The organism is Buttiauxella gaviniae (genome assembly GCF_040786275.1).
In the GTDB taxonomy this organism is placed as follows: Bacteria; Pseudomonadota; Gammaproteobacteria; order Enterobacterales; family Enterobacteriaceae; genus Buttiauxella; species Buttiauxella gaviniae_A.
The window spans coordinates 4513322-4526055 of record NZ_JBFMVT010000002.1 but is presented as its reverse complement, the minus strand read 5'-3'; the positions used below and the strand labels follow the sequence as shown (position 1 = coordinate 4526055).

Sequence of the window (12734 nt, the reverse complement as noted above, 5' to 3'; positions counted from 1 at the left end):
TAACAGCGAATAACTTACGGCTGAGCGTCATCAACTCGATGTGCAAGTTCATGCACGCGTTTGCGTGTGCCAAACCAGCCCAGAACGAGAATAACGGCAATCAGCGGGATGGAAGCAATGGTATACGTCCCATTTGGATAATCGAACGCCATCAAAACCAGCACGCTTAATAAAAATAGCAGAGTCAGCCATGATGTAAACGGCGCACCGGGCAGCTTAAAGCTCACGTCTGCCGCTTTGCCTTCTTTAATCGCTTTGCGCAAACGCATCTGGCAAACCATGATAAATGCCCAGGATGAGATAATGCCAAGCGAGGCAACGTTAAGCACAATTTCAAATACCTGCGAAGGAACCAGGTAGTTCAGCAGGACGCCAATCACATAAATGCCCAGCGTAACCAGAATCCCGGCATAAGGGACCTGTTGCTTGCTCATTTTCGACATGAATTTAGGTGCCGAGCCACCCATCGACATAGAGCGTAAAATACGCCCGGTGGAATAGAGGCCGGAGTTCAGGCTGGAAAGCGCCGCGGTCAGCACAACCATATTCATGATGTCGCCGATATAGGGCACGCCCAGTTTAGAGAAAAACGTCACAAACGGACTTTGCCCCGCCTGATACGCCGTCCACGGCAGTAATAACACCAGCAACACCACGGAACCGACGTAAAACAGGCCGATACGCCAGATAATGCTGTTGATCGCTTTTGGCACCATGGTCTGCGGGTCTTTACATTCGCCCGCGGCGGTGCCAACAAGTTCTATAGAGGCAAAAGCAAATACCACGCCCTGAATAAGCACCAGCGCCGGCAATAATCCGTGAGGGAAAAACCCGCCGTTATCGGTGATTAAATGGAAGCCCGTCGCGTTGCCATCGAGCATTTTGCCACTGCCGAGGAACACCGTGCCCACGATTAAAAACGCGACGATCGCCAGCACTTTGATCAACGCGAACCAGAATTCCATTTCGGCGAACCATTTCACGCCAATCATATTCATGGTGCCGACAATGCCGAGCGCGCACAGCGCGAACACCCATTGTGGAACATCCCCGAACGCGCCCCAGTAGTGCATATAAAGCGCGACGGCAGTGATGTCGACAATCCCCGTCATGGCCCAGTTTACGAAGTACATCCAGCCTGCAACATAAGAGGCTTTTTCCCCGAGAAACTCACGCGCATAAGAGACAAAACTGCCGCTCGAAGGGCGATGAAGCACCAGTTCACCCAGCGCACGCAAAATAAAGAAAGAGAAGATCCCACACACCAGATATACCAGTGCTAACGCGGGGCCAGCCATTTGCAAACGCGCACCCGCGCCGAGAAACAGACCGGTACCAATCGCGCCGCCGATGGCAATCATCTGCACCTGGCGATTACCCATTGCCTTGTGATAGCCGGAATCATGCGAGTTCAGCCAGCGCCGTTTAGCCGCGTGCTTTTCCGCTTCCGTTGTTTGTGTTGTGTTCATGTTCACCCTGTCTCCTGGTTAAGAAAGCCCTGCTATGCTGCCTGCGTTTTTATAAATTCAACGTCATGGCAAAAAGGGGCGCTAAATCCTATCCAGAAATGTTAAAGGACGCTAATGACTTTTTCACAAACGGAGGAATAACCCGCGATGGCTGAGAAAATACTCAGACCATCGCTGGAAACTATGGCTAGCGGCGTGCCCAACTTAGCGCATAGTGATAATGCTGTTTATCGAGCAGATAGTCTGGCGAAACGCTTGGGCTCCATGAATCGTCACCGCCCACACCCATATGGAAACCATCCAGATTCAGCCAGGTGCCCGCTTCAGGTGTTAATAGATGACGGTGCGATGTTTCGCGCAACTGCTGCTGGCTAAACCGGCTGATGTTGAAGTGGAAATTTCCGCGCCAGAGATTGTCGCCATATTCCAGGGTTTGGGTATCGCAGCGCAGGCCATTCTCCGTCGGGAAAACATACGGGGTGTACATATCCGTAAGCGGGCGCTGCCAGCTATCGAACAGGGCGGATTGTTTCCGGTCAGGGTAGTTTTCATGCGGCCCTAAACCCAGCCAGCGTACCTGCGAATCGGTTGGTGATAATTCGCACGTTAGCCCAATACGCGCAGGAGGTGGCGTGCCAAAGGCCACTTCAATATCAACGCTGATATGCAATTCTCCCTGGCAATCAATGCGCCAGTTTTTACGGCTGATAAACAGCGTTTTGCCGTTGTGCTTCCAGCTATGCACCGTCAGCAATTGCACATCGTTTGCCAGTTGTTGAGCGTCGAAGCATTCCAGTTGTGGTTCCAGATGGTACATGCCCGCCGCTTTCCAGCGCTCAGCCCAGGCGTTGGGGTCAATGCGTGCCGCCTCGCTTACGCCAATATCGTTATCAAGCGGTGCGCGAGTGAATTGATCTTGCAGCGGCTGTAACAGAGCGGGCTGCTGCGCTTTCCACCATTGATTTAACGTGCCTGTTTCCCGTTTAAATTGCCAGTGATGCAGCCCAAGGTGAATATCAAAATGGCAAGGACTGGTTTCAAGCCTCGGCGCTTTCCCCGTAAAAGGCGGCGTACCTGCGATCAGTTCCCCGGGCAATTGCCATTGATCCCAGGCGCAAATATGCCCGGCCTCGGCCCACTCGTTGGCATGAATTTGCTGAACTTTTACCGTGAGCCAGACGTCGCCATTTTGGGTAATGGTCGGAAGTGAATTGAAGATAATCGTCTGATTGCCTTCTGGGGCGATCTCCAGCAACGCCTCGCCTTCGGCCAGTTTTTCGCCTGCCTGTGAAATTTGCCACACCAGACGTTCGTTATCGCTAGCGCGGAACAGATATTCGCTGGTTATTTCCAGGCGTAACGGGGTTTCACGATGCAGTTCGAACTGGAAGAATTGCTGCGCCTGCTGGGCTTCATAGAGCGCAGGGTGCGGTGTGCGGTCGGCAAAAACCAGGCCGTTCATGCAAAACTGACGATCGTTTGGCTTATCGCCAAAATCACCGCCGTAGGCTGAGAAAGGCTCGCCATTCTCATCATATTTAATCAGCGATTGATCGACCCAATCCCAGACGAAACCGCCTTGCAGGCGCGGGTGCTTGCGAAACGCCTGCCAGTATTTATGGAAACCGCCGAAGCTGTTGCCCATCGCGTGAGCATACTCACACAGAATCAACGGGCGCGTCTCTTCCGGCAGGCCAATCCACTTTTTAATTGACCATTTTGGTACCGCCGGGAAGGGCTGATCTTCGTCCACTCGGGCATACATCGGGCAAATAATATCGGTCGCGGCACTGTTTGCTCCACCGCCTTCATATTGCACCGGGCGCGAAGGATCAACGGATTTCACCCAGCGATAAAGCGCGTCGTGATTGGCCCCGTGGCCGGATTCGTTACCGAGCGACCAGATGATGATCGAAGGGTGGTTATAATCGCGCTGCACCATGCGCGTTACGCGTTCCGTCATCGCGGGCAGCCAGACGGGATCGTCGCTCAGGCGGTTCATCGGCACCATGCCGTGAGTTTCAATATTCGCCTCATCCACCACATACAGACCATAACGATCGCACAGGCGATACCACAGCGGGTGGTTTGGATAATGCGAGCAGCGCACCGCGTTGAAGTTATGTCGCTTCATAAGCAGGATGTCCTGGCGCATGGTTTCTGCGTCCATCACCTGGCCGTTTTCCTGATGGTGTTCGTGGCGGTTGGCACCGCGAATCAACAGCGGTTTTCCGTTGAGCTTTAACAATCCCTGATGAATTTCGACCTTACGAAAACCAACGTCGTAGGCTTCCGCTTCAATAGTTTCGCCTGCGTTATCCAACAAAATCACTACCGCGCGGTAGAGATGAGGGATTTCTGCGCTCCACAGCAGAGGGGCGCAGACCGGTAATTTGAACGTGGTTCGGTCACTATATGAGCCACGTTCATCAATAATTTCACAGCCCAGGGGTTGGAGGCTTTCGCCAACGCACTGCTCGCCATCCCACAACTCAACTTTTACCCGCATATCGTTGTCGATAGCGCCTTTAACGACGACCTGGGTTTCCAGCACCGCACGGTTAAATTCTTCGTTGAGATGCGATGCGATTCGTACATCGCTTATCTGAGTTTCAGGTTTATGCAACAGAGTCACATCGCGGAAGATCCCGCTCATGCGCCACATGTCCTGATCTTCAAGATAGCTGCCGTCGCACCAGCGTAACACCATCACGGCCAGGCGGTTTTGCCCTGCATGGAGAACGTCGCTGAGGTCAAACTCCGAGGGCAGGCGGCTGTCCTGGCCGTAGCCAATCCACTGGCCGTTGCACCAAAGGTAAAACGCAGAATTCACACCATCAAAAATAATCCGCGTCTGGCCCCGGTCGAGCCAGGACTGTTCGACCGTAAAGTTAAGCGAGTAGCACCCGGTTGGATTATTTTCGGGAACAAACGGCGGCGTAACGGGAATGGGGTAAGTGACGTTGGTATAAATCGGCGCATCAAAACCATGCATTTGCCAGTTCGATGGGACGGGCAAAGTTTGCGCATCGGGTAAATCATTTTCCAGCCAGCTTTCCGGAACATGCTCAGGCTGTATGAAGTAATTAAACTGCCAGTCACCATTCAGGCTTAACAGGCTTTCAGAAACTTTATCGTCACGAGCAGCCTGAGCATCACGCCAACTGGCAAACGGCGGGTGAGTAGGCATTCGGTTGAATTGGGTAACGGCAGGGCTTTCCCAGTCGCGTCGCCCAAGAATGGCTGACAGCGTCATTGGTCTGTTTTTCATGGCAGGTTTCCTTCTGGCGCAAATGTTCCGGTAAGTTTTGGGCATTATCGATCATTCATCATAAAAAAAACGTTTTATAGTGAATGGATTGGCGATTACGAGATTGAGATCATGGCTTTTGATATTCAGGCATATTTCACCCGCATTGGCTTTAAGGGCGTGGCAGCCCCGACGCTTGAAACGCTGAAACGTATTCACCTGCTGCATACCTGCTCTATCCCCTTCGAAAATTTAGATGTTTTACTGGGACGTACTATCGATATTGAGGAAGATAAGGTTTTTGAAAAATTGATCGTCGCCGGGCGAGGAGGTTACTGCTATGAGCAAAATGCGCTATTGCGGGCCGCGTTACTGGAAATTGGCTTCGAGGTGGTCGATTTAGCCGCCAGAGTGTTGATAAGCGAGCCTTCAGAGATACCGCCGCGAACGCACCGCTTATTGTTGGTGATGATAAACCAGCAATGTTTTATAGCGGACGTGGGATTTGGCGGGAAAACGCTAACCGGCCCGTTGCGCCTGGAAACCGACGTTGAGCAATCCACCCCTCATGGTGTCTATCGCCTGACGCATCTGGACGGTGATGACTTACTGAGTTTCAAGCGGCAAGAGGGGTGGATGCCGCTTTATCGGTTTGATCTGCAACAGCAATATTTTAGCGATTTTCAGGTCGCCAACCATTATGTTTCCACCTGGCCTGACTCGCATTTTCGCCATCATTTAATGGTGTGTTTGCACAATGCCGATGGCACGACGATGACCCTGAACGACCGTAGTTTTAACGATGGGCAGCAGCGCCTGGAAACAGCGGATGAAGCCACGTTATATGCGATACTTCAGGACGTTTTCGGTTTGAGTCTGAAGCACACGCAGCACGGTATCAGTTTTGATGAATTTGCTGCTATCTGCCCAAAATGAATATCTGTTAAGGTAAAAAATATTCGACGTTTAAAGGAGAAAAGCTGTGCCGCACATTACCGTAAAACACTTTCCGCGCGAGCTAACTGATGAACAGAAAGAAGCGTTAGCCGCTGATATTTGCGACGTGCTTAAAAAGCATTTCAACTCTACCGACGAATCGCTGTCTGTGGCGTTAACGCCCATCCAGAAAGATCGCTGGAAAGAAGATGTTTACGACAAAGAGATCGCCCCGGCGCTTGATACGCTTGCCAAAAAACCGGGCTACACCCTGTAAGTTGATCGCAGAGCCGCTCCCAATCCGGGAATGGCTCTCCATTGAACAGCAGCTTTTAGCTTTTCGTCACATCACTCAATAAAACCGCGATACTTCTGCCATTCTCGTTTTGTTCCAGGGCGATTTTCACTGCAATAGTCAGCGGCACCGAGAGTAACATTCCCACAGGCCCCAGCAGCCAGCCCCAGAATATCAGCGATAAAAACACTACCAGAGTCGATAAGCCCAGTCCGCGGCCCATCATGCGCGGTTCGAGAATATTGCCAAACACCAGATTGATGGCCAGATAACCCGCCACTACCAGCAAGGCATCATAAAGACCGCTGAACACCAGTACCTGCGCCACCGGAGGAATTGCCGCCAGAACCGAGCCGATATTCGGAATGTAATTGAGGGAGAAGGCGAGCAGGGCCCATACAAAAGCGAATCGCACATCCAACAGGGCTAACAGAATCCACACCACCAGACCGGTCACCAGGCTAATAACGGTTTTCAGCACCAGATACTGGCTTACGCTATCTAACGCTCGTTGAATGGCACCCATTCCCTCTGCGGGGCGCGACATCAACTGCTGTAATTTTACCGGCAATTGCGGGACTTCAATCAGCATAAATACCACGGTCAGCAACAGTAAAAAGATGGATGTCATGGCGTTCGAAAGCTGTGTGATAAGACGAGTGACCATGGTCATTGCCGCGTTGGGGTCGATATATTTCACCAGCTCATCGACAGATACGGAAATCCCGGCGCGTTGCAGCCACGGCTCCAGGGTTTGCAGAGGAGAAATTAATGATGTGCGATATTGGGGAAGCGTACGGGTCAGCTCATTGAGCGTGGTGCCCAGATAGGCGAGCAGGAGTGCCATCAGGAAGATAATCACTGAAATAACAAAGGTAATCGCCAGCACGCGTGGCACGTGAATACGCTCAAGGCGGCGTATCATCGGGTTAAGGATGATGGCGATAAACAACGCCAGAATAAAGGGCACGATGATATCAGCGGCCACTTTTATACCGGTCAGGATGATTACTAACATCCCCAACATAATTACGACTTTTAATCCGCTTAACGTAATAATCGGTTTGGCCATTATTGCCACTCTCCGTAAATAATCGACTCCCTCATGCCGGGTATAATACGGATCACAAAAGGAGGAATACATCGTTATTTTCTGCTGTCACTTCGTAAAGAATTGAAAAGGGGAGGCAGACACATCATGAAATATGATACAAATTCAGCGTGTTTAACTACCGAGGACAATTTACTATCCGCAACTGATGAGAAGCAACACCGCGGATACGTTGTGAAAACTATGGACATTATGCTTACGAACAAGCTGTTCAGAACGTCAGTACCCCATCAAGATCCCTCTTTTTCTTCAGCTTTCTCGCTTTCCGGTGAACAACACTGGCGTAACGCGCTGTAGATCCGCTCTCCTGTTTTCCCGTTATTCTTCAGGCTGTCTCTTGCTGGCTGAGCTCACTCAGAGCCGAGATATAGCTCGAATGATGAAGGAAAAAATCTATCTCATTTAAGCCTCTGGCTATTTTTAGCGCAGTTCAGGCTTTGGTACGACTATTTTCTCTATCAGGAGAGAAATCATGTTTTATTGGATTTTATTAGCCCTCGCTATTCTTGCAGAAATAACCGGCACGTTATCAATGAAATGGTCGAGCGTCAGTGATGATAATCTCGGTTATATTTTCATGCTGGTCATGATCACTCTGTCTTATATTTTACTCTCATTTTCGGTTAAAAAAATTGCCCTTGGCGTGGCGTATGCCATGTGGGAAGGGATCGGTATTTTATTCATTACCCTATTCAGCGTGTTGCTGTTTGACGAGTCAATCTCACCGCTAAAAATAATTGGATTGACCACGCTGGTTGTCGGTATCGCATTGATTAAATCTGGTACCAGCGCTAAAAAAGCAACGCCTAAAAAGCCGCAGAAAGGGAGGGAACATGCAGTCGTTTGAATGGATTCACGCGCTGTGGTTGCTGGTGGCTATCGTGCTGGAAATCGTCGCCAACATCTTCCTTAAACACTCTGATGGCTTCCGGCGTTTTGGTTATGGCGTGCTGTCGCTCTTTGCCGTGCTGGCCGCGTTTAGTGCGTTGTCACAAGCGGTTAAAGGCATTGAACTCTCGGTCGCTTACGCGCTGTGGGGCGGGTTCGGAATCATCGCAACCGTTGCGGCAGGCTGGATTTTGTTTGGTCAGCGGCTTAATCGAAAAGGTTGGATAGGGCTGATTTTATTGCTGGTGGGTATGGTCATCATTAAGTTTGCGTAATACAGAACCGCCCGGTGTGATGCCGGGCGGGAAAATTACTGACTGGCTAAGCTTTCAAGCTGATCCCGAAAACCGGTAACGGAAATGGCGCGATTATCCGCGCGATAACGGTCTTTCGCCGCCGGGGCCGAACTCTGAACCGCAATCAACTGCCAGCCGTTATCTGTTTTTAGCATCAACGGTGAACCGCTATCGCCGGGCAAAGTATCACACTGGTGTGAGAGTACGGTTTTTTGCGCCCAGCCGGTAATCACGCAGTCGTTATGGGTGTAGAGATCGTCCAGATGATCCTCGGGGTATCCCGACTGCGTCACTTTTCTATTCTGTTTTTTAAGCGCTTCTGTTAACGCATCTCTGTCACCTTCAAACAGCGGCAACGGCGTAATACCCGATGGCGGATTGTGAATCACAACCAGACCAAAATCGTGTGGAGCCGCACCGGGAGGGACGATCCAACCCTCACCATCGGCTTTTAGTCGGCGTCCTAGCGTCGATTCAACCCGGCCCTGAATATCGTGAATTTCGTAGCGCCAATTTCCTTTGTGGGAAACAAAACGCAATGCAATGGCCTTATCAGGCGTTCCACGTGGCGGTTGTAGCAGGCAATGCCCGGCGGTTAGCGCCAGATGGGGGGAAATTAATGTTGCGGTGCACAAATTACCGCTGGCCGTTTCAAGCTGGCCAATGGCGTCCCACGGGGGTGATGAAGGGTCGGCAACACGTGTGCGGTCATCCTTACCAAAAAACAGCGTTTTGACGTCGGCTGCGCTCTCGTCATCGGCGTGGGAAAGGGCGGGTAAAAAGCACAGTATTCCTAACAGCATTACAACTTTTTTGCGCATATCACTCTCTAATGGGGCGATTAATTATGTTTGTTATATAAACCCAACGAATGGACTAACTATAGACGGGTCGCACAAAAAGTGGGAGTGAAAAGTCATTAAAGCCAGAAGCTTAGCGTAATAAGGCCGCAGAGAATGAGCAGCGTGAGGATGATTTCAAAACTATAGCGTCGCAACATCATCCAGACTCCGGAAGAAACACCCGGCGAACCGGGTGTTTTTTGTGTGGCTATGCTTTCGGGATAATCCCGACAACCTTATGCAGCTGGCTGAGTTGCAGGTTTTGCAGCTTCAGTTTTTGCTACAGGTTTTTTGTGGTGCTTTTTAGCCGCCTGAGCTTTCTGCGCAGGTTTAGCCGCTTCAGTTTTCTTCACTTCTTTTTTGTGTTTTTTAGCGGCCTGAGCTTTCTGTTCAGTCTGAGCAGGTTTTGCTGCTTCAGTTTTCTTCACTTCTTTTTTGTGTTTTTTAGCAGCCTGAGCTTTCTGCTCGGTAGCGGCTTTTTTGTGTTTTTTGTGGTGAGTGGTTTTTGCAGCAGGTGCTTTAGCCGCAGCAGAAGTTGTCGCAGGAGCCGGAGCCGCAGTAGTTTCAGCAGCGAAAGCAGCAGAAGACAGACCCATTGCAGCGGCAACAACCAGAGCTAATACTTTATTCATCTCGACATCCTCGAATTTGTTTATGTTTGAACCCCACTGCGGGGCCGTTGAGATGAACTATAGACTTGTGGATCAAAGGCTTCAGTGAGTGATTGGTATCGGCGTGTAACGGATTGTACAAAGCCGGGGGGATTCCCCGGCTCGTCGTCTTTAAAGGTAACGCGCTTCTAAATGCTTACGGAAATACAACGGGTTAAGATCTTCGCCCGTCGCATTGGTGATCAATTCAGCGGTGGTGAATCGGCTGCCGTGCTGCCAGATATTCTGGCGTAACCAATCGAATAGCGCGGTGAAGTTTCCTTCCGAAATATCGCTCCCAAGCTGCGGCAACGCGAGTTTAGCGGCATTGAACAGTTGGGCTGCGTACATTGCGCCGAGCGTGTAGGACGGGAAGTAGCCGAACGCGCCGTCCGTCCAGTGAATATCCTGCATACAGCCGTTGCGGTAGTTGTCTTTAGTAGACAGCCCCAGCCAGTGCTGCATTTTCTCATCCCACAGTGCCGGAATATCTTCGACTTCAATATCACCCTCGATAAGCGCACGTTCAATTTCGTAACGCAGCACGACGTGAGCCGGATAGCTGACTTCATCGGCGTCCACACGAATAAATCCGCGCTCAACCCGCTGATTCACGGCAATAAAGTTTGCGGTTCCAAACGCCGGTTGTGCGCCAAATCGGGCGGTGACCTTCGGTAACAGCAATTTGAGAAACTCTTTACTACGCCCTAATTGCATCTCAAAGAACAGGCTTTGTGATTCATGAATTGCGGTAGAACGCGCCAGGGCTACCGGCTGACCGAGCCATTCGCGCGGTAGATTTTGCTCATAGCGTGCATGACCGGTTTCATGGATCACGCCAAACAAGGCGCTGACCAGATCGGACTCATCGTAACGAGTGGTAATACGCACATCTTCCGGTACGCCACCGCAGAAGGGGTGCGCACTCACATCCAACCTGCCACCGTTAAAATCAAAGCCGAGCAGCTTCATGGTTTCGAGACCCAATTCACGCTGGTCGTGAGTGGCAAAAGGCCCGACGGGTGCAATCACCGTTTCTTTCGCTTGCTTATCAACAACTTTTTGCAGCAGATCTGGCAACCAGGTCCGCAGATCGCCAAACAATACATCAAGTTTTTCGCAGGTCATGCCGGGCTCATAAATGTCCAGCAGCGCATCGTATTTCGATTTTCCTTTAGCATCGGCGCGCAGCGTGGCTTCTTCACGACTTACGCGAACCACTTCTTTCAGGTTTGCGGCAAAACCCTGCCAGTCGTTGGCAGGGCGCTGTGTACGCCAGCCATGCTCGCAGCGTGTTCCGACCAAAGATTTCTCTTCCACCAGCGAGGCGGGCAGCAAAATAGCTTCCTGATATTGACGGGTCATTTCACGCAGGTTTGCGCGTTCAACGTCATTCAGGTTTTCCTGGACAGCCGCCTGCAGCAGCGTGGCGATTTTTTTGTCGGTCAGGATTTGATGCTGCAAAACGCTCAGTTCAGCCAGCGCTTCGCCGCGTGCGGTGCTGCCGTTTGGGGGCATATTGGTGAACATGTCCCAGCCAGCGATGGCTGAAAGATGCCCGAAACGTGAAAGACGCTGGAAGGTGCGGGTGAGGTGATTGTAGTTTTGCTTTTCCATAGAGCCTCGTGAAGAGATGATTTACGCATGCGAAAATAGCAAAAAGCCATCCCGAACACGAGGCCGTAACGGGGTTAATGTGCGCGATGATGCAAACGGGTGCCCACCAGTAATGAGATCACTAAAAGGGAGCCAATAAACGTTGCCACGCCCGTCCAGCCAAACTGATGCCAGAACACGCCACCCAGCGTCCCCGCGAGACTTGAACCCAGATAATAGCTAAACAAATAGAGCGACGAGGCTTGCCCTTTGGCACGTTTCGCGCGCGGGCCAATCCAGCCGCTGGCAACCGAGTGCGCGGCGAAGAATCCGGCAGAAAATAGCAGCATCCCCCCAAAGATAACCGCGAGCGGTGAAAAGAGAGTGAGTATCAGACCGAGCAGCATAATGGCGGTGGAAAATAGCATCACCGGGCCCCGGCCAAATTTTGCGGTCATTGCTCCGGCTTTGGGTGAACTCCATGTGCCGGTCAAATAGGCCACTGAAAGCAACCCTACCACCGCCTGGCTCAAAAACCACGGCCCCTGCATCAGGCGATAGCCGATGTAATTAAACAGGGTGACGAATGCCCCCATCAGCAAAAATCCCTGCGCGAATAACAGCGGTAATCCCTGGTCTCGCCAGTGCAGACGGAAATTAATAAACAGCGTTTTCGGGCGCAACGAAGCCGGACGGAAATGTTTTGATGCCGGTAATATTTTCCAGAACATTAATGCTGAGGCGAGCGCGAAACAACCAATCGCCGCCACGGCAATGCGCCAGTTAAAGAAGTCCGTCAGCACGCCGCTTAACAACCGGCCACTCATGCCCCCGATAGAGTTCCCGCTGATATAAAGCCCCATCGAAAACGCCACCACGCTTGGGTGAATTTCTTCGCTCAGATAGGTCATGCCCACGGCGGCCACGCCGCTAAGCGACAGGCCAATCAAGGCGCGCATCGCCAGAATCCCGTGCCAACTGGTCATCATCGTGGAGAGCAGCGTACAAATTGAGGCGAGGAGCAGCGCGGTTACCATCACCGGTTTGCGCCCGATGGCATCGGAAAGTGGCCCGGTAAAGAGCAAGCCAATGGCCAGCATTGCGGTCGAAACCGATAAAGAAATACTGCTGCTGGCAGGCGACACACCAAATTCATGAGACAAAATGGGCAATATCGGCTGGACGCAATAAAGCAGTGCAAAAGTCGCAAGCCCTGCGGAAAAGAGCGCCAGAGTGACACGCATAAACTGGGGCGAGCCACGTTTAATGTAGACGGCAGTCTGGGGAGAATAGCTATCGTCAACGTCGTCTGCCGGGGCGGTGTTGGCGAGGGTTGTACGGCTCAAAATAGGTCCTTAATGCGGTTTTGATGGCTTATTTTCAGAGTAGAAAATTGTGAAT

Annotated in this window: 11 protein-coding genes; 4 read left to right on the top strand and 7 right to left on the bottom strand. The window is 51.4% G+C overall.

The window, feature by feature from the left end; all coding sequences use genetic code 11:
• Positions 1 to 14 precede the first annotated feature (14 nt).
• Positions 15 to 1469: an L-asparagine permease gene (gene ansP / locus AB1E22_RS21270; RefSeq protein ID WP_367597206.1), complete on the bottom strand. Its 1455-nt coding sequence runs from the start codon at positions 1467 to 1469 to the stop codon at positions 15 to 17.
• Positions 1470 to 1656: 187 nt separating this feature from the next.
• Positions 1657 to 4740 carry a beta-galactosidase gene (locus AB1E22_RS21265; RefSeq protein ID WP_367597205.1) on the bottom strand — a complete coding sequence of 1028 codons (3084 nt, stop codon included), beginning with the start codon at positions 4738 to 4740 and terminating at the stop codon, positions 1657 to 1659.
• A gap of 111 nt (positions 4741 to 4851) precedes the next feature.
• Here AB1E22_RS21265 and AB1E22_RS21260 point away from each other — a divergent pair, with 111 nt between their 5' ends.
• Together AB1E22_RS21260 and pptA are read left to right on the top strand one after the other, a co-directional pair.
• A complete protein-coding gene (locus AB1E22_RS21260; RefSeq protein ID WP_367597204.1) occupies positions 4852 to 5655 on the top strand; it encodes an arylamine N-acetyltransferase family protein in 804 nt (267 codons plus the stop codon).
• A 46-nt stretch (positions 5656 to 5701) separates the two neighbouring features.
• A complete protein-coding gene (pptA, locus tag AB1E22_RS21255; protein ID WP_064558029.1) occupies positions 5702 to 5932 on the top strand; it encodes a tautomerase PptA in 231 nt (76 codons plus the stop codon).
• A gap of 55 nt (positions 5933 to 5987) precedes the next feature.
• Here the strand turns inward: pptA and AB1E22_RS21250 are convergent, their stop codons facing one another.
• Positions 5988 to 7022 (bottom strand): AI-2E family transporter, encoded by a 1035-nt coding sequence (locus AB1E22_RS21250; protein ID WP_367597203.1) that lies wholly within the window; start codon positions 7020 to 7022, stop codon positions 5988 to 5990.
• A 511-nt stretch (positions 7023 to 7533) separates the two neighbouring features.
• Here AB1E22_RS21250 and mdtJ point away from each other — a divergent pair.
• Positions 7534 to 7908, top strand: coding sequence for a multidrug/spermidine efflux SMR transporter subunit MdtJ (mdtJ, locus tag AB1E22_RS21245; RefSeq protein WP_367597202.1), 375 nt, complete (start codon positions 7534 to 7536; stop codon positions 7906 to 7908).
• Positions 7895 to 8224 (top strand): multidrug/spermidine efflux SMR transporter subunit MdtI, encoded by a 330-nt coding sequence (gene mdtI / locus AB1E22_RS21240; protein WP_367597201.1) that lies wholly within the window; start codon positions 7895 to 7897, stop codon positions 8222 to 8224. Before mdtJ ends, mdtI begins: the two co-directional genes overlap by 14 nt.
• A 35-nt stretch (positions 8225 to 8259) precedes the next feature.
• Here the strand turns inward: mdtI and AB1E22_RS21235 are convergent, their stop codons facing one another.
• From AB1E22_RS21235 to AB1E22_RS21220, 4 genes are all read right to left on the bottom strand, one after another.
• Entirely contained in the window at positions 8260 to 9066 is an 807-nt protein-coding gene (locus tag AB1E22_RS21235; protein WP_367597200.1) for a trypsin-like serine peptidase, read from the bottom strand.
• A 257-nt stretch (positions 9067 to 9323) separates the two neighbouring features.
• Complete coding sequence (asr, locus tag AB1E22_RS21230) at positions 9324 to 9719, bottom strand: acid resistance repetitive basic protein Asr (protein WP_367597199.1); 396 nt, start codon at positions 9717 to 9719, stop codon at positions 9324 to 9326.
• A 150-nt stretch (positions 9720 to 9869) separates the two neighbouring features.
• On the bottom strand, positions 9870 to 11354 hold the full coding sequence (locus tag AB1E22_RS21225; protein ID WP_367597198.1) for a carboxypeptidase M32: 1485 nt from the start codon (positions 11352 to 11354) through the stop codon (positions 9870 to 9872).
• 74 nt (positions 11355 to 11428) lie between these two features.
• Positions 11429 to 12679 carry an MFS transporter gene (locus AB1E22_RS21220; RefSeq protein ID WP_367597197.1) on the bottom strand — a complete coding sequence of 417 codons (1251 nt, stop codon included), beginning with the start codon at positions 12677 to 12679 and terminating at the stop codon, positions 11429 to 11431.
• Positions 12680 to 12734 lie beyond the last annotated feature (55 nt).

What these genes read in the sequence shown, in the direction of transcription:
- ansP (WP_367597206.1), bottom strand. Translation starts at nt 1,469, where the DNA reads ATGAACACAACACAAACAACGGAAGCGGAAAAGCACGCGGCTAAACGG.
- AB1E22_RS21265 (WP_367597205.1), bottom strand. Translation starts at nt 4,740, where the DNA reads ATGAAAAACAGACCAATGACGCTGTCAGCCATTCTTGGGCGACGCGAC.
- AB1E22_RS21260 (WP_367597204.1), top strand. Translation starts at nt 4,852, where the DNA reads ATGGCTTTTGATATTCAGGCATATTTCACCCGCATTGGCTTTAAGGGC.
- AB1E22_RS21250 (WP_367597203.1), bottom strand. Translation starts at nt 7,022, where the DNA reads ATGGCCAAACCGATTATTACGTTAAGCGGATTAAAAGTCGTAATTATG.
- mdtJ (WP_367597202.1), top strand. Translation starts at nt 7,534, where the DNA reads ATGTTTTATTGGATTTTATTAGCCCTCGCTATTCTTGCAGAAATAACC.
- mdtI (WP_367597201.1), top strand. Translation starts at nt 7,895, where the DNA reads ATGCAGTCGTTTGAATGGATTCACGCGCTGTGGTTGCTGGTGGCTATC.
- AB1E22_RS21235 (WP_367597200.1), bottom strand. Translation starts at nt 9,066, where the DNA reads ATGCGCAAAAAAGTTGTAATGCTGTTAGGAATACTGTGCTTTTTACCC.
- asr (WP_367597199.1), bottom strand. Translation starts at nt 9,719, where the DNA reads ATGAATAAAGTATTAGCTCTGGTTGTTGCCGCTGCAATGGGTCTGTCT.
- AB1E22_RS21225 (WP_367597198.1), bottom strand. Translation starts at nt 11,354, where the DNA reads ATGGAAAAGCAAAACTACAATCACCTCACCCGCACCTTCCAGCGTCTT.